Origin of the sequence: Pseudonocardia sp. (genome assembly GCF_050250275.1) — a bacterium.
GTDB lineage: Bacteria > Actinomycetota > Actinomycetes > Mycobacteriales > Pseudonocardiaceae > Pseudonocardia.
Genome location: NZ_JBFWOY010000001.1, coordinates 81,301 through 106,144 on the forward strand (window position 1 = coordinate 81,301; position 24,844 = coordinate 106,144).

Annotated in this window: 27 protein-coding genes; 15 read left to right on the forward strand and 12 right to left on the reverse strand. The window is 70.8% G+C overall.

The annotated features are described in order from the left end of the window. Positions 1-24: 24 nt before the first annotated feature. On the reverse strand, positions 25-894 hold the full coding sequence (locus AB7F12_RS00425) for an LLM class F420-dependent oxidoreductase (protein ID WP_428498596.1): 870 nt from the start codon (positions 892-894) through the stop codon (positions 25-27). Between the two features lie 87 nt (positions 895-981). On the opposite strand from AB7F12_RS00425, the gene AB7F12_RS00430 reads away from it, so the two are divergent. Both AB7F12_RS00430 and AB7F12_RS00435 read left to right on the forward strand, forming a co-directional pair. Then, positions 982-1,257 (forward strand): hypothetical protein, encoded by a 276-nt coding sequence (locus tag AB7F12_RS00430; protein WP_428498595.1) that lies wholly within the window; start codon positions 982-984, stop codon positions 1,255-1,257. Continuing rightward, positions 1,233-1,454, forward strand: a complete 222-nt coding sequence (locus AB7F12_RS00435; protein WP_428498594.1) for a hypothetical protein — start codon at positions 1,233-1,235, stop codon at positions 1,452-1,454. Before AB7F12_RS00430 ends, AB7F12_RS00435 begins: the two co-directional genes overlap by 25 nt. Here the strand turns inward: AB7F12_RS00435 and AB7F12_RS00440 are convergent. From AB7F12_RS00440 to AB7F12_RS00485, 10 genes are all read right to left on the reverse strand, one after another. Further along, a complete protein-coding gene (locus AB7F12_RS00440; RefSeq protein WP_428498593.1) occupies positions 1,441-1,992 on the reverse strand; it encodes a hypothetical protein in 552 nt (183 codons plus the stop codon). The genes AB7F12_RS00435 and AB7F12_RS00440 overlap by 14 nt on opposite strands. A 61-nt stretch (positions 1,993-2,053) precedes the next feature. Beyond that, positions 2,054-2,485 carry a GlcG/HbpS family heme-binding protein gene (locus tag AB7F12_RS00445; protein WP_428498592.1) on the reverse strand — a complete coding sequence of 144 codons (432 nt, stop codon included), beginning with the start codon at positions 2,483-2,485 and terminating at the stop codon, positions 2,054-2,056. A 5-nt stretch (positions 2,486-2,490) separates the two neighbouring features. Continuing rightward, positions 2,491-2,808 carry a NifU family protein gene (locus AB7F12_RS00450; protein ID WP_428498591.1) on the reverse strand — a complete coding sequence of 106 codons (318 nt, stop codon included), beginning with the start codon at positions 2,806-2,808 and terminating at the stop codon, positions 2,491-2,493. Then, positions 2,805-3,815, reverse strand: coding sequence for an amidohydrolase family protein (locus AB7F12_RS00455; protein ID WP_428498590.1), 1,011 nt, complete (start codon positions 3,813-3,815; stop codon positions 2,805-2,807). Before AB7F12_RS00455 ends, AB7F12_RS00450 begins: the two co-directional genes overlap by 4 nt. A gap of 22 nt (positions 3,816-3,837) precedes the next feature. Next, complete coding sequence (locus AB7F12_RS00460; RefSeq protein ID WP_428498589.1) at positions 3,838-4,593, reverse strand: enoyl-CoA hydratase/isomerase family protein; 756 nt, start codon at positions 4,591-4,593, stop codon at positions 3,838-3,840. Then, positions 4,590-6,110: a class I adenylate-forming enzyme family protein gene (locus AB7F12_RS00465; protein ID WP_428498588.1), complete on the reverse strand. Its 1,521-nt coding sequence runs from the start codon at positions 6,108-6,110 to the stop codon at positions 4,590-4,592. Before AB7F12_RS00465 ends, AB7F12_RS00460 begins: the two co-directional genes overlap by 4 nt. Positions 6,111-6,156: 46 nt before the next feature. Further along, positions 6,157-6,573 carry a hypothetical protein gene (locus AB7F12_RS00470; protein ID WP_428498587.1) on the reverse strand — a complete coding sequence of 139 codons (417 nt, stop codon included), beginning with the start codon at positions 6,571-6,573 and terminating at the stop codon, positions 6,157-6,159. A 19-nt stretch (positions 6,574-6,592) separates the two neighbouring features. Then, positions 6,593-7,333, reverse strand: a complete 741-nt coding sequence (locus tag AB7F12_RS00475) for an acetoacetate decarboxylase family protein (RefSeq protein ID WP_428498586.1) — start codon at positions 7,331-7,333, stop codon at positions 6,593-6,595. Continuing rightward, a complete protein-coding gene (locus AB7F12_RS00480; protein WP_428498585.1) occupies positions 7,333-8,448 on the reverse strand; it encodes an LLM class flavin-dependent oxidoreductase in 1,116 nt (371 codons plus the stop codon). The genes AB7F12_RS00475 and AB7F12_RS00480 overlap by 1 nt, the downstream gene beginning before the upstream one ends. A 152-nt stretch (positions 8,449-8,600) precedes the next feature. Continuing rightward, entirely contained in the window at positions 8,601-9,335 is a 735-nt protein-coding gene (locus AB7F12_RS00485; protein WP_428498584.1) for a TetR/AcrR family transcriptional regulator, read from the reverse strand. A gap of 482 nt (positions 9,336-9,817) precedes the next feature. On the opposite strand from AB7F12_RS00485, the gene AB7F12_RS00490 reads away from it, so the two are divergent. The 8 genes from AB7F12_RS00490 (at position 9,818) to AB7F12_RS00525 (ending at position 20,590) form a co-directional block, all read left to right on the forward strand. Then, positions 9,818-11,056, forward strand: coding sequence for an ABC transporter substrate-binding protein (locus AB7F12_RS00490; RefSeq protein WP_428498583.1), 1,239 nt, complete (start codon positions 9,818-9,820; stop codon positions 11,054-11,056). Positions 11,057-11,155: 99 nt separating this feature from the next. Then, positions 11,156-13,147: an ABC transporter permease gene (locus AB7F12_RS00495; protein ID WP_428498582.1), complete on the forward strand. Its 1,992-nt coding sequence runs from the start codon at positions 11,156-11,158 to the stop codon at positions 13,145-13,147. Beyond that, entirely contained in the window at positions 13,140-13,901 is a 762-nt protein-coding gene (locus AB7F12_RS00500; protein ID WP_428498581.1) for an ABC transporter ATP-binding protein, read from the forward strand. Before AB7F12_RS00495 ends, AB7F12_RS00500 begins: the two co-directional genes overlap by 8 nt. After that, on the forward strand, positions 13,894-14,643 hold the full coding sequence (locus AB7F12_RS00505) for an ABC transporter ATP-binding protein (RefSeq protein ID WP_428498580.1): 750 nt from the start codon (positions 13,894-13,896) through the stop codon (positions 14,641-14,643). The genes AB7F12_RS00500 and AB7F12_RS00505 overlap by 8 nt, the downstream gene beginning before the upstream one ends. Position 14,644: 1 nt before the next feature. Then, on the forward strand, positions 14,645-15,868 hold the full coding sequence (locus tag AB7F12_RS00510; RefSeq protein WP_428498579.1) for an acyl-CoA dehydrogenase family protein: 1,224 nt from the start codon (positions 14,645-14,647) through the stop codon (positions 15,866-15,868). A gap of 1 nt (position 15,869) precedes the next feature. Next, positions 15,870-16,880: an acyl-CoA dehydrogenase family protein gene (locus AB7F12_RS00515; RefSeq protein ID WP_428498578.1), complete on the forward strand. Its 1,011-nt coding sequence runs from the start codon at positions 15,870-15,872 to the stop codon at positions 16,878-16,880. A gap of 231 nt (positions 16,881-17,111) precedes the next feature. Then, on the forward strand, positions 17,112-19,130 hold the full coding sequence (locus AB7F12_RS00520; protein WP_428498577.1) for a primary-amine oxidase: 2,019 nt from the start codon (positions 17,112-17,114) through the stop codon (positions 19,128-19,130). Next, positions 19,127-20,590, forward strand: a complete 1,464-nt coding sequence (locus tag AB7F12_RS00525) for an APC family permease (protein ID WP_428498576.1) — start codon at positions 19,127-19,129, stop codon at positions 20,588-20,590. Before AB7F12_RS00520 ends, AB7F12_RS00525 begins: the two co-directional genes overlap by 4 nt. 33 nt (positions 20,591-20,623) lie before the next feature. On the opposite strand, the gene AB7F12_RS00530 is transcribed toward AB7F12_RS00525, so the two are convergent. Further along, positions 20,624-21,079, reverse strand: a complete 456-nt coding sequence (locus AB7F12_RS00530) for a MarR family winged helix-turn-helix transcriptional regulator (protein ID WP_428498575.1) — start codon at positions 21,077-21,079, stop codon at positions 20,624-20,626. Positions 21,080-21,168: 89 nt separating this feature from the next. Here AB7F12_RS00530 and AB7F12_RS00535 point away from each other — a divergent pair, with 89 nt between their 5' ends. From AB7F12_RS00535 to AB7F12_RS00555, 5 genes are all read left to right on the forward strand, one after another. Next, complete coding sequence (locus AB7F12_RS00535) at positions 21,169-21,723, forward strand: YceI family protein (RefSeq protein ID WP_428502834.1); 555 nt, start codon at positions 21,169-21,171, stop codon at positions 21,721-21,723. Between the two features lie 34 nt (positions 21,724-21,757). Then, on the forward strand, positions 21,758-22,522 hold the full coding sequence (locus AB7F12_RS00540) for a pirin family protein (protein ID WP_428502832.1): 765 nt from the start codon (positions 21,758-21,760) through the stop codon (positions 22,520-22,522). 14 nt (positions 22,523-22,536) lie between these two features. Beyond that, on the forward strand, positions 22,537-23,031 hold the full coding sequence (locus AB7F12_RS00545) for a VOC family protein (protein WP_428502831.1): 495 nt from the start codon (positions 22,537-22,539) through the stop codon (positions 23,029-23,031). A 79-nt stretch (positions 23,032-23,110) separates the two neighbouring features. Continuing rightward, on the forward strand, positions 23,111-24,049 hold the full coding sequence (locus tag AB7F12_RS00550; RefSeq protein ID WP_428502830.1) for a DUF5996 family protein: 939 nt from the start codon (positions 23,111-23,113) through the stop codon (positions 24,047-24,049). Positions 24,050-24,188: 139 nt separating this feature from the next. Beyond that, positions 24,189-24,545 carry a hypothetical protein gene (locus AB7F12_RS00555; protein ID WP_428502829.1) on the forward strand — a complete coding sequence of 119 codons (357 nt, stop codon included), beginning with the start codon at positions 24,189-24,191 and terminating at the stop codon, positions 24,543-24,545. Positions 24,546-24,844 lie beyond the last annotated feature (299 nt).

Genomic DNA, 24,844 nt, shown 5'->3' on the forward strand with positions numbered 1-24,844 from the left:
GCGTCGGGTTCCTGCCGGGCCGTCTCAGAGCTCGGCGACCGCCGGGATGATCTCGCGGCCGAACCGCTCGATGCGTTCGATCTCCCACACTCCGGGCATCTTGCCCTGCACGGAGTCGACCCCCAGCGCCGCGAGGCCCCGCAGCGTCGTCAGGAACTCGTCGACACCCGCCTTCCCGTCGCCGAGTTCCAGGACGACCTGGGCGGTCTTCTCGATCTCGCCGTAGTCGCGGCCCTCGGTCTCGCAGTGCCCGCGCAGCACCGCGAGCTTGTGCGCGATCTCGGGTCCGTTGAGCACGTTGCACGCGTCGGCGTACTTGGCGACGAGCCGCAACGTCTTCTTCTCCCCGCCACCACCGATGAGGATCTTCGGCCGGTGCAGCGGCGCGGGCACGTTGAGGGTGCGGCCGAGGTGGTAGTGCTTGCCGTCGTAGGGGCCGTCGTTCTCGGGGTCCCACATCTGCCGGCAGATCTGGACGGTCTCCTCGAGCATCTCGAACCGCTGCGACAGGGGCGGGAAGTCGAGGCCGAGGCCGGCGGCCTCCTCCGCGTTCCAGGCGGCACCGACGCCGAGCCAGGCCCGGCCTCCGGAGAGCACGTCGAGGGTGCTGACGAGCTTGGCCAGCATCCCCGGCGCGCGGTAGCTGACGGCCGTCACCCACGTCAGGAGCTCGACGCGGCTGGTGCGGGCGGCGATGAACCCGAGCGTCGTGTAGGCCTCGAGCATGTCGTGCTCGGGCGGGCCGTGGACGGCGATCTGCCACACGTGGTCCATGACGCTGACGCGCGCGAACCCGGCGTCCTCGGCCGCGACGACGATGCGGGTGAGGTCGTCGGCGAGGGCGGCGGGACCGTTGGGATAGGTCAGGTCCGAGAGGTGCAGGCCGATCCGCATGCCCTCACGTTAGTTGGCGACGCGAACTTGTCCATGTGTGTGCGACGAAGACCCTGGGCATCACGGTTCGCGCGGAGAAGACTGCCCGTGATGGTCGGACAGGGCAGCGTCGACGAATCCGCAGGCCCGGCGGACATCGGCAACGTCGCCGACGACGCGGTCGTGCACGCGTGGACCGGAGCGGTACAGCTCATGCAGGCACGCCCCGACGAGGGCAGGCGCATGCTCCACAGCGGACTCGAGCTCGCCCGCGGCGCAGACCCCGCCGACGTCCCCAAGGTCGGCGCCGACCTCACCGTCGTCACCGGTGCAGGGTTCCGCAGCCGTGACGTCGGCTCGTGCTCGGCTGCGCCCTCGCCCTGACCGGCGACCACGTCGGCGCCGCCCGCGCCCTCGCCGGCGCCGAGGCCGACAACCTCCGCGGCGGCATGCCCTGGCCCATCACCGACATCACCGCCGGCCTTCTCGACGCGACCGCCGCTGCGCTGAGCCCGACGCGGTTCCGCGAGGTCCGGGCCGAGGCCGCCGGCGCGACGCCGGCCGACCTCAGCCCGCCGTGAACGCCTCGAGGTTCGTCCGGATCCGCTCCACGGGGCGTGCCGTCGGCTCGGTCGAGCCGAACTCCCTCCCCCGCGGCGAGTCGAGGAACGCCTGCGCGGCGGCGACGGACTCGTCCATCCGGTAGCCGGTCTCCAGCCAGAACGTGTTCCCGGCGGCGTCCAGCTCGACCAGCGGATGCGACCGGGTGAAGAACGACCCCGACGCGTACGTCCGGATCCGGTTGATCGTCGACTCGCCGAAGTGCACGTGCTGCATGGCGCGCAACGTCTGCGTGTCGTAGCGGATGTCGAGGACGATGAACCCCGAGTCGCTGTCCGGGTCGTAGCCGACGGCCGGCACGTCGACACCGGTGACGATCTCGAACCACCACGCGTTGTTGTAGTCGACGAAGAACCGCAGCGGCATGTGCTGGTCGTCGGACAGCGTGGTCTGCAGATAGCCGTCGGCGAGGTCGTAGTGCTCGTCGACGAAATGCCGCCGCCGGTAGGTGTCGGCGAACGCGTTCATCAGGTCCAGGCGCGCAACCGCATCAGCCATGTCGGGACCGTATCCGCCCGGAGGGCGCGGCGGGAGATCCGATCACCCACCGCGCCCCGGGTCAGGCGGGATGACCCGCGTCGGACAGCGCGGCCGTCGCGATCTTCATGTCGTCGGTGTAGTGCCCGCCCGACACCCCGATCCCGCCGACGACGGCACCGTCGACCTTGATCGGGTATCCGCCGCCGAACACGACAAGGCGCGAGGTGTGGACGATGCCGTCGGCCAGCGGGGCGTCGTCCTTGATGAAGTCGTGCCATTCGTGGGTGGCGAGCCCGAACGACGCCGCGGTGTAGGCCTTGTCCTGCGCGATCTGGACGGTGAGCAGCGCGGCCCCGTCCATACGCACGAAGCCCTTCAGCACTCCGGAGTTGTCGACGACGGCGATCGCGCTCGCCTGGCCGTGCGCCTCGGACGCGGCAATCGCGGCGTCGAGCAGCGCGCGCGTGAGCGAGGCGCTGACCGTCGGCGGGGCGAAGGTGGGATCGGACATGGTGGTCACCTTTCCGGGGTGCGGCGCGGGGGCGCGGAGAGGGCGAGGATGCGTTGCACCGCAGCCTCGGAGACGTTGACGTTGGGGGCGTGCACGGAGCGGACCCCCGGGACGGCGCGCACGATCGGCGCGACCTTGCTGAAGAAGGTGGTGGCGACCGCGGGGCACGCCCGGCAGGCGCCGTCGAACTGCAGGGTGACGTCGCCGTCGGCCGTGACCGATGCGGTCGCGACCGCTCCTCCGTGCGAGTCGAGGAACCGGCCGACGTGCTCGACGATGACCGCGTCGACCCGTTGCCGGAGGTCGGCCTCGGTCGTCGTCACGGGGTCCGTCCGTCGCTGCCGTGGATCGTCTTGAGCTTCTGGCCGACGTCGATGCCCATCAGGCGGGCGTAGTTCTCCCCGAAGATCTTCCGTTTGGTCTCGCGGGTGATCTGCGGATACCCGTAGTCCTCCTGGAGGTTCTCGGGCATCTCCAGGTTCGCGAAGAGGTCGATGTATCCCTGGACGTTGGGCCACACGAACGCCTCGGAACCCCAGACCAGCCGGTCCGGACCGACGTTCATCAGCGCCTTGCCCAGTCGCTTGAGCGCCTCCCTGGGCATGATCGGGTAGATGTTGATCCACGCCGAGAGGGCCAGCCAGACGTTCGGGTTCCGTGCGGCGACGCTGATCGACTCGTCGATGTAGGGGTCGCCGAGGTGGTGGATCACGAAGGTCAGCTCGGGGAAGTCGATCGCGGCCTGCTGAATGTCGGTGGGGTGCATGTGTTCCATGCGCTCGGTCCCGAACGGCACTCCCTTGTGGAACTGCACGTTGGTGATCCCCAGCTCGAGCGCCTTCTCCCACATCGGGTAGGCGATCCGGCGGTCGTCGATCCGCCAGCTCAGCGAGTTGTCGTGGGCCTGGTAGTACTTGAAGCTGACCGAGCCCCATTCCTGGGCCTGGCGGGTCATCTCGTTGCAGGCGCCCTCGACGCCCTGGAACAGCGGGTCGACGCCGCCGCAGAACAGCACACGGTCGGGGAAGGCTTCCTTCAGCGCGTACTGGCGCCGGGCCGGCGAGAACCCGTCCTTCCACCAGCCGAACAGCGGCACCGTCTGGGCCATGGCCATGTCGGTCTCCGACTCCTCGAACAGGATCCGCCCGGCCTCCTCGACGCTCAGCTCCTCGCCGAGGAAGTGGTCGTTGGCCGGGTACTGGTCGTTGGAGAGGGCGACGCCGAAGCCGTGCAGGTTGCGCGCGACCTGCTCCCCGCGGGGCCCGATGTTGCTCGCCTTGTTGTCGTACATGTGGACGACGTTGTCGAACACGAACATTCCGTCACGCATGGTGGGGGCTCCTAGTCTGTCGTCAGTTCCGGAAGCGGGCTGTCCGTTCGTCGAACTCGGGACCGGTGAGCAGGCTCGCCTGGATCGACCCGAGGGCCGCGAGCTCGCTGTCGGCTCCGTCGGTGAGCGACCGGCGGAGCGCCTGTTTGCTGCGGGCCAGGGCCACGGGTGGGAGGGCGGTGAGCTCCCGCGCCCACTCGGTCGCCCGCCTGCGTTCGGCACCGTCGGGTACGACCTCGTTGACGAGGTTCCAGCGCTCCGCGGTGGTGGCATCGATTCGCCGTCCGGTGAGGACCAGTTCGGCGGCGCGGGCGCCACCGAGCAACCTGGTGAGCCACAGCGCCCCGCCCATCCCGGGGACCAGGCCGACGCCGATCCAGGAGCTGGCGAAGGTCGCTCCCGTACCGGCGATCCGCAGGTCGCACACCGCCGCGAGGTCGAGGCCGGCGCCGAGCGCCGGGCCGCCGACCGCGGCGATCACGGGAACCCGGACCGTCGAGATCGTGCGCACCAGGTCGTGGAACCGGGTGTAGATCGTCTCGCCGACCGCCAGCGCGCCCCGCGCGGCGATCCCCGACAGCTCCGTGAGGTCACCGCCGGCGCAGAAGGCAGGTGGTGCCCCGGTGAGCACGACGGCGCGCGCACCGGTGTCGGGCGCGGCCGCGATCGCCCCGGCCAGCGCGGCGACGAGGCCGACGGTGAGCGCGTTGCGCCGGTCCGGCCTGTTCAGCGTGAGGACGAGGACGTCGTCCTCACGCTCGGAGCGCAGCTCGGTCACGGCCGCCTGCCGAGCTCGTCGCGCAGCCGGTACTTGGCGATCTTTCCCGCGGCGGTCCGGGGCAGCTCCCCGGCGAACACGAACCGGGCCGGGACCTTGAACGAGGCGAGCCGTTCCTGACACAGCCGCCGGACGTCGTCGGTCGACGGCGCCGCACCGCGGCATTCCAGGACGGCGACCACCGACTCGCCCCAACGCTCGTCGGGAACGCCGAGAACGGCCACGTCCGTGACGCCTGGGACGGCCGACAGGACGCTCTCGATCTCCTGGGGGTAGATGTTCTCCCCGCCACGGATGATGAGGTCGCGGCTGCGGCCCATGTAGTAGTGGTAGCCCTCGGCGTCGCGACGGGCGAGGTCACCGGTCCACACCCAGCCGTCGCGCAGTACCCCGGCGGTGGCCTCGGGCTGTTCGAGGTACCCGCTCAGGGCGCCGTCGGTGCGGCAGACGATCTCGCCCACCTCGCCGTCGGGGACCTCGGCGCCGTCGGGGTCCAGGACCCGGACGTCGACGCCGGGGGCGGCCCGGCCGAGCGACCCGAGCAGCTCGTGGCGCCCGGCGTGCGCCGCACGGTGGTGGGCGGCGTCGAGGACGGTGACCAGGCCGGTCTCGGAGCTGCCGAACAGGTTGAACATCTCGGCGTCGAGGTGCTCGATGGCACGGGAGAGCAGTCGCGGCGAGATGGTGGACCCGCCGTAGTGCAGCTGCGGGAGCCGGAAGGTGCCGGGGCCGAGCTCGTCCAGGAGCAGGTCGAGCATGGTCGGGACGAGGAACGCGCCGTCCAGGACGGTGCCGCGGACCAGGTCGGCCAGTGCTGCGGCGTCGAACTGCGGCAGCAGGACGGAGGTGAACCCCCGGGCCAGGTGGGTGAAGATCGTGCGGTGGCCCGCCACGTGGAACATGGGCGAGGCGGAGTAGCGGACGTCGCCGAGCGATCCCGGGAACTGGCTCTGCCGCCAGATCTCGGTCTTCATGGCCCGCTGGGACTGCATGACGCCCTTCGGCTGCCCGGTGGTCCCGCTCGTGTAGCAGACCGCGACGACGTCCTCGTCGCCCGTGCTCCGCTCGTGCGGGCGGTCCCGCCCGCTCTCGACGAGGTCGCGGAACTGCAGCTGCGCGCGGCCGTCGGGGTCGAGCGCGACCGTCGTGGCGTCCCGGGCGGCCGTCGACTCCTCGACGATCGGGGCGTAGCGGTCGCCGACGAACACCAGCTCGGGCCGCGCGTGCGCGAGGACGGTCTCCAGCTCGGGTGGGGCCAGCCGGTAGTTCAGCGGCACGTAGACGATCCCGACGCGCATGCACGCGAGGATTACGACCATGTACTCGTAGCTGTCGGTCGCGAGGATCGCGGCCCGGTGCCCGGCCCGGAACCCCTTCCCCACCAGCGCGTCGGCGAGGCGATGGACGTCTGTCCAGAGCTCCTCGAGCTCGCGGGCCGGGCCGCCCGGGGTCATGAAGGCCGCTCCCGCCCCGGGTCGTCGTCGAGGCAGTTCCAGCATCTCCACGAAACTGATCAAGGTCGCCTCCCGCGACTCGCCGCGCCGTCGGCCCTGCGGGCGAACACTATGCGGGCTGCGACGGCGCGGAGAAGTCCGTGCGCCGGGCGATCTCGTCGACGGCGGCGAGGTACTCGGCCGACCGGCTGAGCGGGGTGAGCGTCCTCAGCTTCTCGACGTCGCCCTCCGGCCGGATGCGGCCGGAGCGGAACGCCACCTTCTCCGGGAGGCCACCGGTGAGGTGCAGGATGCTGTCGTCGTAGGTCGAGTAGAGGACGACGTCGGGCGCCTCGTGGCCCGCGAGCACCGAGCGCAGGAGCCGGCCGTCGTCGAAGACACGGTGGAACACGACGTCACCCCCGCCGGGCGCCTCGGTCATGACGCACTGCATCACGAACGTCGCCCCGGGACACGGCGGCATCGGCTCCATCACCGCTGTCGACATGTCGAGCCATTCCTGCGTGAGGTACGGGATCCTGCTCATCGGACTCCTCTCGGTCATGTCAGGACGCAGCCGGTGTCACGGCCTCGGTGCCCTGCGCTGCGGGTAGGGCCGGGTCGCAGACGAAGCGGATCGCGGGAAGGGTGATGTCGACCGTCGCGGACGTCGCGGAGATCGGCCACGTCGGTGCGAGCCGGTCGTCGACGAGGCCCGGGCGGTGCCTGACCTGCGGGCGGCCCCGGGCGACGGATTTCACGAGGTACTCGGGATCGACCTGCAGGAGCCTGGTCCCGAGCGGTGTCGAGGCGAGGTTCATGCTGGGGGCGTAGTAGATCGAGCCGCTCGCGATGGGGGCCGGGTCCTCGAGCTCGACGTCGAACGGGGTGTCTGCCCCGACGTCCGCCCATCCCGCGACGCGGTCGTGGCCGACGCGCAGCCCCACCTCGGCCTCGACGCAGGGGAAGCCCCACGAGTCCCGCAGCGCGGCGCCGGCGTCGGGATTGTCGACGAAGGCGTGGGCGAGGAAGCTGCGGGACTTCGTCGCGGCCCGGGCACCGACGCGGATGCTGGCCAGCCGGAACGCGCCCCACGGGCTGTCGTGGACGTCGAGGAGCTGCCAGATCGCGACGGGCGGGCTCGTCGGGTGCAGGGCCGGGGGGAGGACGTCGAGCTGGCCTGCCACGCCGATCTCGCAGATGACCTGCAGGAGCGTGGCGTCGGTGATCACGACGGGCTCCGTGACGAACCGGTCGACGACCGGGGCCGTCGACGCCGCGACGGAGAGGGTGCCGAAGTCGGGCATCAGGCGACCTCGTCCGCCGACGCCGGGGCGACGGTGGGGGTGTGCCCGAAGGCCGGCATGACCTCGCGGGCGAAGAGCCGCAGGCTGTCCAGAACCTCGGCCTGCGGGATCGTCTCGACGCTGTTGAGGATGAACACGACGCGGTCGACGCCGATGGCCTCCCACTGCTTGAGCGACCGGATGACGCGGTCCGGGTCCCCGATAGCGATCCCGTCCGGAATCTTCATCGGGTCGCCGGAGCTGGTGGCCTCCTGACGGAGCGCGGAGAAGAGCCCGTCGGTCGCGTACGACTGCGTCGGGTAGATCTCCTTCACGAAGAGCTGCTGGGGAGCGAGGTAGTTGAAGTGGTTGGAGAGCTGGGCGCCCCGCTTCATGGCGTGCGCCGGGTCCTCGTGGCAGTACATGAAGTTGACGGTGTTGACCTGCTCGTTGACGAAGCTGCCGACCGGGTCGCACAGCTGGATCCGACGACGGTAGGTCGCGATCGTCTCCTCCTGGCGTTTCATTCCCCCGACGACGAGGCCGAGGCAGCCGAGCCCGCGGTCGGCGGCGTCGACCTCGGTGCCGGGTGAGGTGACGGCCACCCACAGCGGTGGGTGCGGGTCCTGCAGCGGCTTGGGGACGATCGCCCGCTCCGGCATGGAGAAGCTGCGGCCCTGGTGGCTGTAGGTGGGCTGCGTCCACATCCGCGGGATCGCGCGGACGTACTCGTCCCAGGTCTTCTTCGTCTCGTCGGGGTCGGCAGCGAACCCGCCGAGCTCGGTCCAGGTCGCCGACCGGCCGGTGCCGATCTCGGCCCGTCCGCCGGAGAGGACGTCGAGCATCGCGGCGCGCTCTGCGATCCGCGCGGGGTGGGAGAACTGCGGGACGCACACCGCGATACCGAAGCCCAGCCGGATCTGCTCGGTGCGCATCGCGATCGCGGCGAGCAGCATCTCCGGTGCGGAGCAGTGCGAGATCTCCTCGAGGAAGTGGTGCTCGACCGCCCAGACCTGGTCGAACCCGAGCTGGTCGGCCAGCACGGCCTGTTCGATGCAGTTGTCGACCACCTGCTTCTCCACGCCCGGACGGATGGGCCGCGGAACCGATATCTCGAAGACGATGCCGAACTTCACGAAGCCCCCTGCGGCAGTCGGCGCAACTCACGTGGGAGGAACCTGAGAGGTCCTCACCTGACAGGTCGTCAAGTTAGCTACGCAGACGCAGAGCGTCAAGGCCGCAGGTTCGTCGACAACTGGCGATGAACTGCGTCGGCCGACGGCCGTCGTTACTTGAGAGGCCGTCCAGCGGCGGTGACGCGCGGCCGGACAGCGCTCTCGGCCAGGTCGATCGCGTCCGCCCACAGCGTCGCCAGCAGGTGCGCGACGTCGGTCACGGACGGCGTGTCGCCCGAGGAGCCGAGCACGAACACGTCGTAGCAGTACCGCTCCATCATCAACGTCATCGCCCGCGCCATCCCGTGGGAGTCGAGGTCGCTGCGGACCAGCCCGAGCGCGACGCCCTCCTCCAGGTAGCGGGCGAACGTGTCCTGGAAGTGCCGGTTGTACTGGACGTACTGCTCGAGCATCCGCTCCTCGGCGTGGATGACGGACTCGCGGATCGCGAAGAACTCCGCGTGCTTGGCGAAGCTCTCGACGTAGGACGACACGACGCGCGACAGCCCCGCCCGGCCGCTGCGCGGATCCCACTTCCCCACCCCCTGCCGCATCACGTCGCCGACGACCTCGTCGAGCAGCGCGATGACGACGTCGGACCGCTCTGCGAAGTACACGTAGAAGGTCGCCAGGCTGACGCCGGCCTTGCGGGCGATGTCGGAGACCGTCGTCGCGACGTAGCCCCTCTCGCGGAACAGCTCGGCAGCGCTGTCGATCAGACGGCGTCGCGTCTTCAGGGCCCTGGGCCCGAGCGCCGCCGTGTACCGGTTGAGCTCTCCCCGCGGCTCGGCCGGGTCGTCGTCGAACTGCGTGTCCTTCCCCTCCTGGCCATCATCGTTCCTGGTCATGAGCCGCCTCCTCGGAGCGCTGATGGCGTGAAGGTGGGACCGGCGAGCGTACCCGGACGGCCCCGCACGGTACCGGCCGTCGTCTCACGGCCCCTCGACCGCGTGGCGCCGACCGCCGTCGTGAAGTGGTTGACATGAGAGGGTGTCAAGCGCAATTCTCTCGATGCTCGCCGCTTTGGTTCATGCCGCACAGCGTAGCGCGGCTGTCCTCGACACCCTCGTGACCAGGAGCGTGACGCCGTGTCTACGAACCGGAGCCGGCCGCTGCCGATCGGGTCGCCTCGTCGCGGCCGCATCGATCAGACACCCCGTTTCACCGCAACTCTGCGAGCCCGTCAAGTTTCGCGCCCCGCGCCGGGAACGCCGTCGAGCCCGACCGGCGCCTGACGGGGGACCGACGGTCCGCCCGCAGTGCCACGCGTCCTCCCCACCCATCCCGTGATCTCGCGGATTCCGCCACCCCTTCGAAAGGGACCCACTCCATGAAGATGCGAACGATCTTCACCACCTGCGCGGCAGCGATGGCGCTGGCGCTCGCGGGCTGCAGTTCGGGCGGTGACAGCGGGACCGGGGGCGCCGGCGGGCTCACCGGCGAGCCCGTCGTCATCGGGGTGCAGGCACCCACGAAGGGCACGACCGCCGCGTACCCGCAGAGCGAGTACGGCGCCCAGGCCGCCGAGTGGTACATCAACAACAAGATGGGCGGCATCAACGGCCGGCCGATCAAGCTGGAGATCTGCCAGGGCGACGGAAGCCCCGAGACGGCCGTCAACTGCGCCAACCAGTTCGTGTCGTCCGACGTCCCCGTGGTCTTCGACGCGAACGACCCCTCGTCCTCGGCCGGCGTTCCCGTGCTGACCGGTGCCGGGACCCCGATCGTCGGCGAGCTGAGCGCCACCGCGATCCCCGACGCCCTCCCGTGGGGCCAGGCGTTCTACTTCTCCGGCCCCCTCGAGACCAGCGCGCTGGGCCTGGTGACGGTCGTGCAGCGCCTCGACAAGCGCGTCGTGACGCTCGCGGCGTCCGACAACGCGGGCAGCCACGCGTTCATCGACAAGCTCGTGCAGCCCGCGGCCAAGAACCTCGGCGTGAGCGTGTCGGCCATTTACACGCCGGCGAACAGCGTCAACTTCCAGGTCCTCGCCGCGACGGCCCTGTCCGGCAAGCCCGACGTCGCCGGGAACCTGTCGCTCACCGAGGACGGCTGCACCGGGTTCTTCCAGGCCCTGCGCCAGCAGGGCTACTCGGGAACGCTGTACGCCGGATCGTGCTCACAGTTCATCGCGGCGATGAAGGAGCAGGCGGCCGGCGCGATCCTGCAGCCCCGCATCTGGCTCCCTGCGTCGCGACCGCACGCCCCCGCCGCCGTCCAGCAGCAGCTCGACGACTTCGCCTCCTCGATGAAGGAGGTGAACCGGGAGACTGAGCAGTCCGCCCGCTCGCTCTACTCGTTCGCCGGGATGATCAACCTCGCGAACGTCCTCAAGACGGTGCAGGGCGACTTCACGCCGGAGTCGGTCACGACGGCCCTCAAGGCCGTGAAGGACATGCCGAGCTTCGCCGGGCCCGCGATCACCTGCGACGGCCAGCAGTGGCCGGGCCGCCCGTCCGCGTGCAGCAAGAAGGCCATCTTCTTCAACGTCCAGCCCGACGGCAGCCTCGCGCCGGTCAACCCCGACGGGTTCATCGAGCTCGACCCGAAGGCGCTGCAGAGCTCCTGACGACCGACCCGGAACCGTCGGGACAGCTCGGCACGCAACAGCTCGGTAGGTAGACAGCTCGGTAGGTAAACAGCTCGGCAGGGAACGGAAGGAGCCAACGTGGGTACCGTCCTGCAGTTCGTGGTCCTCGGACTGGGGCTCGGGGCCGTCTACATCGGCCTCGGGAGCGGACTGCTTCTCGTCCACCGCGCGACGGGAATGATCAACTTCGCACAGGGTGCGATCGCGACCTGGGGCGCCTACGTCTTCGCCGAACTGCGCATCACCGGCAGGCTCGTGTTCCCGGTCGGCTCCGTCGACCTGGGCGAGCCGCCGTCGACGGCGACAGCCCTCGCGATCGCGCTGGCCACCGCGATCGCGCTGGGCTTCGCCGTCCACTACCTGGCGTTCCGGCCGGTGCGGCAGAACTCCGTGCTGGCCCAGGTCGTCGTCTCGGTCGCGCTCCTGATCACGATCCAGGCGCTGGTCGTCCTCCGGTTCGGGCCGAACAAGATCGACGTCGAGTCGTTCGTCCCCGGCGGGACCGTCACGCTGCTCGGCGCGCCCGTCCCCACCCGCGAGCTGTTCATCGCGCTCGTGATGGTGGTGCTCGCGGCGCTGGTGTGGTGCTACCTGCGGTTCACCCGCATCGGCGTCGCCACCCGCGCCGCGTCGGAGAACGAGCGCGCGGCCGTGCTGATGGGCTTCTCGCCCAGCTGGCTGGCGGCGATCGCACAGGCGGGCGCGGCGTTCCTCGGCACCGTCGCGGTCATCCTCGCGAGCTCCCTGACCGGCCTCAACGCCGACTATTTCGGGCTGCTCGTGGTGCCTGCGCTCGCCGTGCTGCTCGTGGCCAGACTCGAGTCGATCCCGATCCTGGTCGTCGCGGCGATAGGGCTGGGCGCGTTCCAGTCACTGATCGGCCTGCTCGTGACGCAGCCGTGGTGGCCGGTGTGGGCCCAGTCCGGGCTCGACCAGGTCATCCCGTTCGCCGTCGTCATGATCATCCTGTTCCTGACGGGCAAGCGGCTGCCCACCCGCGGCGCGACCCACCAGATCCGGCTGCCCGACGTCCCCATCCCCCGGATGCGACCCCTCGTCGCGATCGGGCTGCTCGTGGCTGCCGGCGTCGCGCTCGCGCTCACCGAGGGGACCATCCGGTTCGGGCTCACCACGTCGCTGATCCTGTCGTTGCTCGCAATGTCCTATGTGGTGCTCACCGGCTACCTGGGGCAGATCTCGCTGGCGCAGACCGCGTTCGCCGGAGCCGCCGGGTTCGTACTGTCGAAGGCGTCGGTCGACTGGGGGATCCCGTTCCCGCTGTCGATGATCCTGTGCGCGCTGCTGGCGACGGCGCTCGGGATGCTCGTGGCGCTGCCGGCGTTCCGGATCCGCGGCGCGCAGCTGGCCATCGTCACACTGGCCGCAGGGCTCGGCATCGAGCGCTTCATCTTCAACAACTACAGCCTCAGCCCCCCGGAGGGGAACCCGATCGCCGACGCGACCCTGTTCGGGCTCGACCTCGCCGTCCGTGAGGGCCGCGACGTGTCACGGCTCGCGTTCTCCCTGATGGTGCTCGCGATCGTCGCGATCATGATCTGGGTGTTCGTGCGGGTCGCGTCGGGCGACATGGGCCGGGCCTTCCTCGCCGTGCGCGCCAACGAACGCGCCGCCGAGTCCAGCGGCATCAACGTCCGCCGCACCAAGGTCATCGGCTTCGCGCTCTCGGCCTTCGTCGCCGGCGTCGCCGGCTGCCTCATCGGGTTCAGCCGCGGCCAGCTCTCCGCCGAGTCGTTCACCGTGATGGCAGGCCTGCACCTCCTCGCCGTCGCCTATCTCGGTGGGATCACCACGATCGGTGGCTCCCTCGTCGCGGGCCTCATCGGGCCACTCGGGATCAGCTACGTGCTGATGCGGACCTGGCTCGACCTGGGCGAGTACTACGAGCTCGTCCTCGGGCTCGCCCTCGTCCTCACCGCCATCCTCAACCCCGTCGGCATCGCCGGCGCGGTACGCCACCAGGTCGAGTTCGTCCGGCGGAAACTCCGCGGGCCGGACTCGTCCCCACCCGTCGACGCCCCACGCCGGGAAGAGGAGGCCACCCGTGTCTGACGGACTCCGCGCGCGCGAGCTGACCGTCCGCTACGGCGGGCTCGTCGCCAACTCCGAGGTCTCGGTCGACGTGCGGCCCGGGGAGATCGTCGGGCTCATCGGGCCCAACGGTGCGGGCAAGACCACGTTCGTCGACGCACTCACCGGCTTCACCCCGATGACGGGCGAGATCGAGCTCGACGGGATGCGGATCCACGGCCTGCCCCCGCACGAGCGACGGGCGGCCGGGCTGTCCCGGACGTGGCAGTCCGGTGAGCTGTTCGGCAACCTCTCCACCACGGAGAACCTGCTCGTCGCCGCCCGCGGGGCGGGGTGGACGGCACTGGCCCGCGACGTGTTCGGGCGCCGCCGGCGCACCGGGCGCGACGTCGTCGACACCGCGCTGGAGATGGTCGGGCTGACCGACGTCGCCGACACCCTCGCCCGCGACCTCTCGCTCGGACAGCAGAAGCTCGTCGGGGTCGCGCGCGCCGCCGCGGGGGGCTGCACGGTCCTGTTGCTCGACGAACCGGCCGCCGGCCTCGACTCCATGGAGAGCCGGGCACTCGCCCTGCGGCTGCGCGCCATCGCCGACGCCGGGCCCGGGATCCTCCTCATCGACCACGACATGTCGCTGGTCCTCAACGTGTGCGACAGGGTGACCGTGCTCGAGTTCGGGACGCAGATCTTCACCGGCGACCCCGCGGCGGCGCGCACCGACCCGCGTGTCGTCGCGGCATATCTCGGCACCCCGACGGAGGCCGGCCATGTCTGACGCACCGCTCCTGTCCGTCGACGGCCTGACCGCCGGATACAACGGCGTGCCCGCGATCCGCGACCTCACCCTCCAGGTGCGCGCCGGCGAGGTCGTCGCACTGCTCGGACCCAACGGTGCGGGCAAGACGACGTCGCTGCTGGCCATGGTGGGGCTCGTCCCGCTCCTCGGCGGCGAGGTGCGCGTGCTCGGCGCACCCCTCGGCCGTCGGCGGCCACACCAGTTGGCGCGCAACGGGGTCCTGCTCGTACCCGACGACCGTGGGCTGTTCCCGTCGCTGTCGATCCGCGAGCACATGCGCCTCGCCGCCCGCAAACGCGACCCCCGCCACGAGCAGGAGGTGCTGGAGAGGTTCCCGGCCCTGCTCGAACTCGGGTCGCGGCGCGCCGGCCTCCTCTCCGGAGGCGAGCAACAGATGCTCGCGATCGCCAAGGCGCTCCTCGCCCGGCCGAAGGTCCTGATCGTCGACGAGATGAGCCTCGGGCTCGCCCCCAAGATCGTGCAGGACCTGCTGCCGATGATCGGCCGGCTCGCCCGCGCCGACGGCATCGGGGTGGTGCTCGTCGAGCAACACATCGAGCTGGCGCTGCAGGTCGCCGACCGCGGCGTCGTCGTCAACCACGGGCGCGCCGTCCTGGCCGAGGACGCCGCCGCGCTGCTCGCCGACCGGGACCTCGTCGAGGAGGCCTACTTCGGCACCGGCCGGTTCGGCGAGCACGAACCCGTCGGCGGAACGGCGTGACGTGGACCTCCGGAGTACGCCGCAGGAGCAGCGGTTCAGGGCACGGGTGACGGAGTTCCTCGGCGAGCAGCTGCCACCGGGCTGGCCGGGGTACGGAGCGCTCGCTCCCGAGGCCCGCGCATCGTTCCTCCTCGACTGGCGCCGGACGCTGCGCGAGCAGCGGCTGCTCGGCGTCTCCTGGCCGGCGGAGTACGGCGGGGGCGGGCTCGGCCTCGCCGAACAGGCCGTCCTCGTCGAGGAGTTCGCCCGCGCCGGTGTCCCCACCCATCCGCACCCCAACGACACCTTCGGCCTGAACCTGATCGGCCCGACGCTGCTCACCCTCGGTACCGAGGAGCAGCGTCGCCGCTATCTGCGCCCCACCCTCGACGGCGACATCCGCTGGGCGCAGGGCTACTCCGAACCGGACGCCGGATCCGACCTCTTCGCACTCCGCACCCGCGCCGACCGCCACGGCGACGAGCTGGTCCTGCACGGCCAGAAGGTCTGGCAGACCGCGGGCCTCACCGCGAACCGGATGTTCACCCTCGTCCGGACCGATCCCGACGCGCCGCGCTCGCGGGGGCTGTCGTTCGTCCTGCTCGACCTCGACCAGCCCGGCGTCGACGTCCGTGGCATCCGGACCCTCACCGGCGAGACCGAGTTCAGCGAGGTCTTCCTCGACGGCGCCCGCGCTCGGCTCGACGACGTCGTCGGCGGCCCGGGTGGCGGCGCCCGCGTCGCGCTGGCCCTGCTCGGCTTCGAACGCGGCGCCGTCGGGTACGCCGCGGCGATCGGCCACCGGATCGAGCTGGAGCGGCTCGTCGCCCTGGTCCGTGCGCAGGGCCTCACCGCCGACCCCCTGGTCCGCCAGGACGTCGCGCGTTGCTGGGGCCGCGTCCACCAGCTGTACTGCCTGGCCCTCACCGCCCTCACCGCCGGCCTGCGCGGAGACCCGCCCGGGCCCGAGTCGTCGCTGGTCAAACTGCTCACCGCCGAGTACCACCAGACCGTCACGGACCTGGCGATGCGTGTCCTCGGCCCGTCGGTCCTGGCACCGACCGGGCCGCGCGCCGCCGAATGGCTCCGCCCGCAACCGCTGGGCAGCCCCGCCGACTCCGCCGCCGCCTGGACCGACGACTACCTCAACGCCCGGGCACGCACGATCTACGGCGGGTCGAGCGAGATCCAGCGCGACACGATCGCCTCCCGAATCCTCGGGCTGCCCTCGTCCAGGGAGGCGTGACGTGCACTTCGGACTCAGTGCCGAGCAGGAGGACCTGCGCGGGACCGTGCGGAGGTTCCTCGACGACGTCGCGCCGGTCGACCGGTCCGGCGACCACGGCAGGCGCCCCGGGGTCTGGGCCAGGATGGCCGAGCTCGGAGTTCCCGGGCTGACGATCGATGCGGACCTGGGCGGAACGGGCGCCGGACCGGTCGAACTCGTCGTCGTCATGGCGGAGCTCGGACGCGTGCTGGCCACCGAGCCGGTGCTGAGCACGCTGTACGCCGCCGAGGTCCTCCGGCGGTGCGACGACCCGCCGGCGGCGGAATGGCTCACCCGCATCGCCTCGGGGTCGTGCGTGGCCACCGTGGCCACCGCTTCCTCGGTCGCAGCGCACGGTGACCGGCTGAGCGGCGAGGCGTCGTGGGTCGTCGACGGTGCGTCCGCCGACCTGATCGTGGTCGGCCGCCACCTGGTGCGGGCCGACAGTCCGGGCCTGTCGCGGACCCGGCTGCCCGCCCTCGACAGCACCCGCGAACTCGCCACACTGACGTTCACCGACGTCGCAGCGGTTCCGCTCGCCGGCGCCGCGCCGTCCCAGGCCGACGACCTCGCCCTGCTCGCGCTCGCCGGTGAACAGATCGGCGGCGCGCGCGAATGCCTGCGCATGGCCGTCGAGTACGCCACGACCCGGCGCGCCTTCGGTCGGCCCATCGGCAGCTTCCAGGCTCTCAGGCACACGTGCGCGACCCTCCACCTGGAGATCGAAGCCGCCTGGGCAGCCCTGCTCCACGCCGCGTGGACCGCCTCCGTCGACGGCCCCGACCTACCGCTGCTCGCCGCGACCACCGCGGCCGCCGCGTCCGAGGTGTTCGTGCGCGCCGCGACCGAGAACATCCAGGTCCACGGCGGCATCGGTTTCACCTGGGAGCACCCGGCGCACCTCTACCTCAGGCGGGCCCGGTCCAGTTACGAGCTGTTCGGGTCGCCACGCCTGCACCGGGAACGTGCCGCAGACCTCCTCGGCGTGTAGGACCTCTGCCGACGCCCAGGTCGGTCCGGGCGGTTGCGGCGAACGGCGCGGTGACGTCGAGAAGCTGCGCGTCGTCGAACGCCGGCACCGCGACCGTCCGGGATCGCATGTGCTTACTCCATCCCGTCCACCCCGCGCGCGTGTTCTTGTTGGACCCGCTACGCAGGGCTACCGTCGCCCTTCTGGCAGGCCTGCAGGTCAGCCCCCTGTGTCTCCCCCGGAGGAGGACTCGTGTCCGTCCAGTCACCCGAGGTTCGCACCGGCACGACCAACCCACTGCAACCGCTCGACCCGGTCGAGATCCGGCGAACAGCGGAGATCCTGCACGAACACCAGCAGCTCGACGAGAAGGTCCGCTTCGTCACCGTGACACTGCACGAACCGGACAAGCGCGAGGTACTCGACCATGATCGGAACGGGGGCCCGGTCCCCGAGCGGGCCGCGTTCGTCGTTCTCTACGACCGTCGTCACCAACAGACGGTCGAGGCGGTCGTCTCCCTCACCGGCGGTGCCGTGACGTCGTGGCGGGTCGTCGAGGACGTGCAACCCAGCGTGATGCTCGAGGAGTTCTTCAGCGCCGAGGAGATCACCCGCGCCGACCCGCGATGGCAGGAGGCGATGCGCAAACGGGGGGTCACCGATTTCTCGCTCGCGATGATCGACCCGTGGGCGGCCGGTTACGACATCGAGGACCCGGCGGGACGACGGCTCCTGCGGCCGTTGACGTTCGTCCGCTCGCGTGAGGACGACAACGGGTACGCCCGGCCGGTCGAGGGGCTGATCGTGCTGCTCGACATGGACACGATGGAGGTCATCGACGTTCGCGACCACGGTGTCGTGCCGTTGCCACCCAAGTCCGGCAACTACGTGCCCGAGCTGATGTTCGACGACGACAACCGGCCCGCGTTCACGCAGCTGCGCGACGACGTGAGACCGCTGGAAATCGCACAGCCGGAGGGCCCGAGCTTCACCGTGGACGGACACGCGGTGAGCTGGCAGAACTGGCGACTGCGCGTCGGCTACACCCCGCGCGAGGGTCTCGTCCTGCACCAGGTCGGTTACGAGGACCGCGGCCGGCTGCGGCCGGTGCTCTACCGGGCGTCGTTGTCGGAGATGTACATCCCGTACGGGGACCCCGCACCCACGCACCGGATCAAGAACGTCTTCGACGAGGGCGAGTACGGCGTCGGGATGCTGCTCAACCCGCTGACCCTCGGGTGCGACTGCCTCGGCGAGATCTTCTACTTCGACGCCACCGCGAACGACCAGGAAGGCCGGCCGGTCACCATCCCCAACGCGATCTGCATGCACGAGGAGGACTACGGGATCAGCTGGAAGCACACCGACTTCCGCACCGAGAAGGTCGAGGTCCGCCGGTCCCGCCGGCTGGTCATCTCCTGCATCGCGACGGTGGGCAACTACGAGTACGGCTTCTTCTGGTACCTCTACACCGACGGCAGCATCCAGTACGAGGTGAAGCTGACCGGTGTCCTCTCGACCGGCGCGCTGGCCGAGGGAGTGGAACCCCGCCACGGTGTCGTCGTCGCACCCGGGCTCTACGGGCCCCACCACCAGCACTTCTTCAACGTCCGCCTGGACATGCAGGTCGACGGGGACCGCAACTCCGTGTACGAGGTCGACGCGGCGGCCGTGCCGCTCGGCCCGGACAACCCGTACGGCAACGCCTGGGTGTCGCAGAAGACGTTGCTGGGGCGGGAGAGCGAGGCCCGGCGGCTGATCGACCCGCTGATCGCCCGGGTCTGGTACGTCGTGAACCCGAACGAGATCACCGAGCTCGGGCACCCGACCGGCTACAAGCTCATGCCCGGCGACAACGTCCTGCCCCTGCAGCAGGAGGGGTCGCAGGCGTTCGCCCGCGCCCAGTTCGCGTACAAGCATCTGTGGGTGACCCGGTACGACCCGCAGGAACGCTACGCCGCGGGCGACTATCCGAACCAGCACGGATCACCCGGCGGACTCCTGGAGTACCAGAAGGCCGACCGGCCGCTGGAGAACGAGGACGTCGTGGTCTGGTACAGCTTCGGCGCGCACCACGTGGTCCGGCCCGAGGACTGGCCGGTCATGCCGGCGTCCTACATCGGGTTCACGCTCAAGCCCGTCGGGTTCTTCGACGGCAACCCCGCCCTGGACATGCCCCGCTCGGCCGCGGCCTGTCACGGCACCGACGGGCACTCCCACAACGGCAACGGCAACGGCCGTGCGGTGTCGCCGCAGGGGGTGTCCGAGTGAGCGCGCCGGAGGCCGACCAGCCCGTGACGCGCTCGGACACCGGGCTGGCCCACGGGTCGATGACCCAGGTGGACGTGCTGGCGCAGTCGGTGGCGGGGATGGCTCCGAGTGCGGCGATGGCCACCACCCCGGCGCTGATCGCCCTCTACGCCGGGAACGGCGCGTGGCTGTCCTACGTGTGCGCAACCGTCGTCGTCATCCTGGTCGGCCTGGTCGCGACGCAGTTCGGCCGCCGGTTCGCCTCCTCTGGATCGCTGTACAGCTACGTGGCCCGCGGGCTCGGGCCTGCCAGCGCGTTCACCGCCGGATGGGGCCTGGTCATCGGCTACGCGTTCATCGCGATGATCGGGGTGGTCGGCGCCGGCCTCTACTTCGGTGCCTTCCTCGGCGGACTGGGCCTGCCGGCAGGCGGTACGATCGCGGTCTGCGTGATCCTCGTGATCACCGCGGTCGGGGCCGCCGCATTCGCGATCATCGGAATCAAGATCTCCACCCGGGTCGGACTGGTGCTGGAGATCGTCTCGGTCGCCGCCGTGCTCGTCGTGCTGATCGCCGTGCTGGCCGGGGACCCGGCAGGCAGCAACAGCGCGCAGTTCTCCTTCTCCGGTCTGTCGTTCGACGGCGTCGCGTTCGGCATCGTGCTCGGGGTGCTCGGCTTCGTCGGGTTCGAGAGCGCCGCCAGCCTCGGCGCGGAGGCGCGCAACCCGCACCGCGCCATCCCCCGCGCCGTGCTCGGCAGCGCGGTGCTCGTCGGCATCCTGTACATCTTCGCGGCCTACACGATGGTCCGGGGGTTCGGCGACCCCGGCACCCTCGGCCAGAGCACCGCACCGATCAGCGACCTGGCCGGCCTCTACGGGCTCGGCGGCGTCTCCTGGATCGTCGACCTCGGGATCACGGCGTCGTTCTTCGCCGTGACGATCGCCTGCATCAACGCCTCGTCGCGCATCCTCTACACGATGGGCGAGGAGGGGATCCTCCCCGGCAGGCTGGGCCGGGCACACCCCACGCACAAGACCCCGCACGTGGCGATCGCCGTCATCGCGCCGGTCGTGCTCGTCGTGCCGGTCATCCTGGTGCTCGTCGGGTTCGAGCCCCTCGAGGTGTTCACCTACACCGGCACGATCGGGACCTTCGGCTACATGCTGGCCTACCTGCTGATGGCCGTCGCGCTACCGGCCTTCCTGCGCAGGCGCGGAGAGCTCAACCCGCTCTCGGTGGTCCTCGCGGTCGTCGTCGCCGCGGCGCTGCTCTACGTCTTCTACAAGAACCTCGTCCCGGTGCCCGACTACCCGCTCAACCTGATGCCCTGGATCTTCCTCGGGCTGGTCGTGATCGGTCTGGCCTGGTACGCGGCGATGCGGGCCCGGTCGCCGCAGCTGGGCGAGCAGGCCGGCACGTTCGAGGAGGAACCGCTCCCGCCCGGACGCGGGCCACAGGGAGGCGCCGGACCGGGGTGACCCGACCGGTCTCGACGCCGCGCCCCGCGCGCCTCAGCGGGGCGCGGCGATCCGGGCCAGTACGGCGTCGGCGATCCGGGCGAGCGCGTCGACGTCCGCATCGTCGAGGCCGTCGAACACGAGCTCGCGGACCGCGGCGACGTGGGGTGGCGCGGCGGCCTCGATCGCGCGCCGGCCCTCTGCGCTGAGCAGCACGAAGGCGCCCCGCGCGTCGTCGGGGCAGTCCTCCCGCTCGATCAGCCCTCGTCTCTGCATCCGGGACAGGTGGTGGGAGAGCCTGCTCTTCTCCCACTGCAGGGCCTGAGCCAGCTCCAGGACGCGCATCCGTTCGGGCGTGCGGTCGGTGAGCGCGACGAGGACGTCGAAGTCGGCGAGGGAGAGCCCGGACTCCGCCTGCATCCGCCGGTGCAGCTCCGCGTTCAGCTGCGCCTGCATCGCGATGTAGCCGCGCCATGCGCGTTGCTCCCGTGCGTCGAGCCATCGAGTCACGCGGATCACTCTACCGGAATAGTTGACATGTCACCAAGCGTTGGGCAAAGTACATGACACGTCAACAAGATGTTCTCGAAAGGAACGACATGACCACCGCGACCGCCTTCACCTCCCTCACCGGCACCTACGCCGTCGACCCCAGCCACACCCGCATCGGGTTCGTCGCGCGCCACGCCATGGTCACCAAGGTCCGGGGTGGGTTCAACGAGTTCGCCGGCACCGCCCACATCGACGGCGACGACCTCGGCAAGTCCGACGTCGAGCTGACCATCGAGGTCGCCAGCATCGACACCCGCAACGCCGACCGCGACGGTCACCTGCGCAGCAACGACTTCCTCGCCCTCGACCAGTACCCCTCGATCACCTTCCGCTCCACCGCGGTCACGGCCACCGACGACGGCGTCGACATCACGGGCGACCTCACGATCAAGGGCGTCACCAGGTCCGTGACGGTGCCGTTCACCTTCGAGGGGCAGGCCACCGACCCGTTCGGCAACGAGCGCATCGGCTTCGAAGGCACCACCACCATCAACCGCAAGGACTACGGCATCACCTGGAACGCCGCCCTCGAGACCGGTGGCGTCCTCGTCAGCGACAAGATCGTCCTCGAGTTCGAGATCTCCGCGATCCGTCAGGCCTGACGCCACACACCCGAACACCCACGGAGGACCGGACATGAGCACCCCCACCCTGACCCCTCGGACCGACGTCCGGCGTGCGGACGACCGGTTCTCCACCCGGATCGACTGGCTGGACAGCAAGCACTCCTTCTCCTTCGGTCACCACCACGACCCGGACAACACCAACCACGGGCTCCTGCTCGTCAACAACGACGACGTCGTCACGGCCGGGAGTGGGTTCGAGACCCACCCCCACCGGGACATGGAGATCGTCACGTGGGTCATGCAGGGATCGCTGGTCCACCAGGACAGCACCGGGCACAGCGGCGTCATCTACCCGGGCCTCGCCCAACGGATGAGCGCCGGCACGGGGATCCTGCACAGCGAGAAGAACGACTCCTGGCGGCTGCAGGGCGACGAGCACCGTGACGACGTCCACTTCGTACAGATGTGGGTGGTGCCCGACGAGGGCGGCATCACCCCCGGCTACGAGCAGCTCGAGATCGACGATGCACTGCTCAGCGGCGCGCTCGTCCCCGTCGCGTCCGGCATGGACGCCCACGGCGACGCCGCGATCCGCATCCGCAACCGCTACGCGGCGCTCCACGTCGCGCGGCTGCAGCCCGGCCAGAGCGTCGAGTTGCCGGAGGCCCCCTACCTCCACCTGTTCGTCCCGCGCGGCGACGTCACCCTCGAGGGCGCCGGCCCGCTGTCCGCCGGCGACGCCGTCCGCTTCACCGCCACCGGCGGCCAGCGGGTGACCGCCACCGAACCCGCCGAGATCCTGGTGTGGGAGATGCACGCCACGATCGGCGCATGAGAGAGGACCACGCAATGACCTCCACCTCCGACGTGCACGAAGCCGAACGCGCCCGCATCCGCTCCGCGCACCTGCGCCCCGCAGGCGAGCGTCCCGCCTCGACCGCCCGCGGACTGCACCACACCGCGCTCGTGTCCGCCGACGTCGAACGCACCGTCCGCTTCTACCAGGACGTGCTCGGCTTCCCGCTCACCGAGCTGATCGAGAACCGCGACTACCCCGGCTCCTCCCACTTCTTCTTCGACATCGGCAACGGCAACCTGCTGGCCTTCTTCGACTTCCCTGGACTCGACGTCGGCCCGTACGCCGAGGTGCTCGGCGGACTGCACCACATCGCCATCAGCGTCGAACCCGAGCGGTGGGAGGAGCTCGTCGGTCGCCTCACCGACGCCGGCGTCGAGCACGCCGTGCACAGTGACGTGTCCGTCTACTTCCGCGACCCCGACGGCGCCCGGATCGAGCTGATCTCCGACCCCCTCGGCGAGATGTACGGCCAGCACGTCCTGTGACCGGTCCGGCCCGCGCCGGCCCCGCACGGCCGGGAGTCGGGCACCATGGCCTCACCGACGCCCCCACGGAGACGATCTGATGACGAACCCCGCAGCCACCGCCGCCTGGCCCGCACTCGAGGTGGCGGCCTGGACCGCGACCCGCGACACCCTGCACATGTGGACCCAGATCGTCGGCAAGATCCGCCTCGCCCACGCACCGCTGGTCAACCACTGGTGGCAGGTAACGCTCTACGTCTCACCCCGCGGCCTGACCACCTCGGCCGTGCCCCACGCCTCGGGGTCGTTCGACATCGAGTTCGACTTCGTCGACCACCGCCTGCGGATCCGCAGCAGCGACGGCGGCACCCGGGAGATCGCGCTGGCCCCCATGTCGGTGGCCGAGTTCCACGACCGGACCCTGTCGGCGCTGGGCGAGCTGGGGATCGAGGCCACGATCTCGGCAGGCCCCAACGAGGTCGATCCCGCCATCCCGTTCGCCGCGGACCACGAGCACGCGTCCTACGACGCCGACGCCGCGCACCTGTTCTGGCGCCAGCTCGTCGCGGCGGACCGGGTCATCGGCGAGTTCCGGTCGCACTTCCTCGGCAAGGTGAGCCCCGTCCACTTCTTCTGGGGCGCGATGGACCTGGCCTGCACCCGCTTCTCCGGCCGTCCCGCCCCCACCCACCCGGGCGGCGCACCGAACTGCGGGGACTGGGTGATGGTCGAGGGCTACTCCCACGAGCTGTCCAGCTGTGGGTTCTGGCCCGGCGGCGGCAAGGAGGGCGCGTTCTACTCCTACGCCTATCCCGAGCCCGACGGCTTCCGAACCCACCCGATCCGACCGGAGGAGGCCTTCTTCAGCGACGAGTTCCAGCAGTTCCTGCTGCCCTACGAGGCCGTCCGGACCGCAGCGGACCCGGAGAAGCTCGTCGCCGAGTTCCTGCACTCCACCTACGAGGCCGCGGCCGAGCACGCCCACTGGGACCGCGCGGCGCTGGAGGGCGACCCGCTGCGCTGGCAGGGGTTCAGGTGAGATCGGGCGGGCCGGCGATCCCGCGCTGACGACAGCGCCCGGCTCGTCGCGCGACCGGCCGGCCCCGCCGTTCCGGACCCCGCCCGCTCGCGCCTGCCTCCGCTTTCGGCGAGCACGGTTCCGTCTTACGATCCGGGGCATGGCCGGGAACGACGACGACCTGGGCCGGAGCGACGGTCTACCCCTCGCCGACGAGCAGCGCGACGAGCTGCTCGCCCGACAGGCGCGCCTCGTCGATGCGCGAGCCGCGGCCGAAGCCGCGCAGCAGGACCGTGACGAGTACATCGTCGACCTGGACGACGCCGGTGTGGGACCGGGCGCCACGGCGGCGGCGCTCGGGCTGCTCCGGGCGAGCGTCGAGCGGGTGCTGACCGACCGGCGCGCTGCCGAGACGGCGCAGCGCCTCGCCGCGGACGTTCCGCGTGCCGCAGCCCGATCAGCCCTCGACCGGGCCCAGGAACGAGTCGATCAGGCGTGGAAGGACGCGGCGGACTAGACCTCGGCGTGCCCGGGCTCGCCGAGCCCCTCGCGGTGCCGTGTCCCGGAGTCCGGACCCGTGTCCCGCTCGGCTGGGGGCGGGCCGTCACGGCCGTCGACGAGACGTCGGTTCCGCGCCGTGCGGCCGGGCCCTGGTCCGAGGACCACCTCGTCGCCGACGCGGCGACGGGAGCCGCACCCGCCCACATCGCCGACCGCGTGCGGCTGCGCCGCCGCCGCCACAGCGCATCCGGGCAACGACGTGTGCGATGCCGACGAATCGGTGCGCCCGCTGATCGTCGGCCGGCCCGACGGGTC

Bases quoted from the DNA above. Each gene is read 5' to 3' on its own strand.
- AB7F12_RS00475 (WP_428498586.1), bottom strand. From the start codon at position 7,333: ATGCCCGACTTCGGCACCCTCTCCGTCGCGGCGTCGACGGCCCCGGTC.
- AB7F12_RS00445 (WP_428498592.1), bottom strand. From the start codon at position 2,485: ATGTCCGATCCCACCTTCGCCCCGCCGACGGTCAGCGCCTCGCTCACG.
- AB7F12_RS00485 (WP_428498584.1), bottom strand. From the start codon at position 9,335: ATGACCAGGAACGATGATGGCCAGGAGGGGAAGGACACGCAGTTCGAC.
- AB7F12_RS00470 (WP_428498587.1), bottom strand. From the start codon at position 6,573: ATGAGCAGGATCCCGTACCTCACGCAGGAATGGCTCGACATGTCGACA.
- AB7F12_RS00455 (WP_428498590.1), bottom strand. From the start codon at position 3,815: ATGCGTGACGGAATGTTCGTGTTCGACAACGTCGTCCACATGTACGAC.
- AB7F12_RS00550 (WP_428502830.1), top strand. From the start codon at position 23,111: ATGACGAACCCCGCAGCCACCGCCGCCTGGCCCGCACTCGAGGTGGCG.
- AB7F12_RS00490 (WP_428498583.1), top strand. From the start codon at position 9,818: ATGAAGATGCGAACGATCTTCACCACCTGCGCGGCAGCGATGGCGCTG.
- AB7F12_RS00535 (WP_428502834.1), top strand. From the start codon at position 21,169: ATGACCACCGCGACCGCCTTCACCTCCCTCACCGGCACCTACGCCGTC.
- AB7F12_RS00505 (WP_428498580.1), top strand. From the start codon at position 13,894: ATGTCTGACGCACCGCTCCTGTCCGTCGACGGCCTGACCGCCGGATAC.
- AB7F12_RS00425 (WP_428498596.1), bottom strand. From the start codon at position 894: ATGCGGATCGGCCTGCACCTCTCGGACCTGACCTATCCCAACGGTCCC.
- AB7F12_RS00440 (WP_428498593.1), bottom strand. From the start codon at position 1,992: ATGGCTGATGCGGTTGCGCGCCTGGACCTGATGAACGCGTTCGCCGAC.
- AB7F12_RS00545 (WP_428502831.1), top strand. From the start codon at position 22,537: ATGACCTCCACCTCCGACGTGCACGAAGCCGAACGCGCCCGCATCCGC.
- AB7F12_RS00555 (WP_428502829.1), top strand. From the start codon at position 24,189: ATGGCCGGGAACGACGACGACCTGGGCCGGAGCGACGGTCTACCCCTC.
- AB7F12_RS00540 (WP_428502832.1), top strand. From the start codon at position 21,758: ATGAGCACCCCCACCCTGACCCCTCGGACCGACGTCCGGCGTGCGGAC.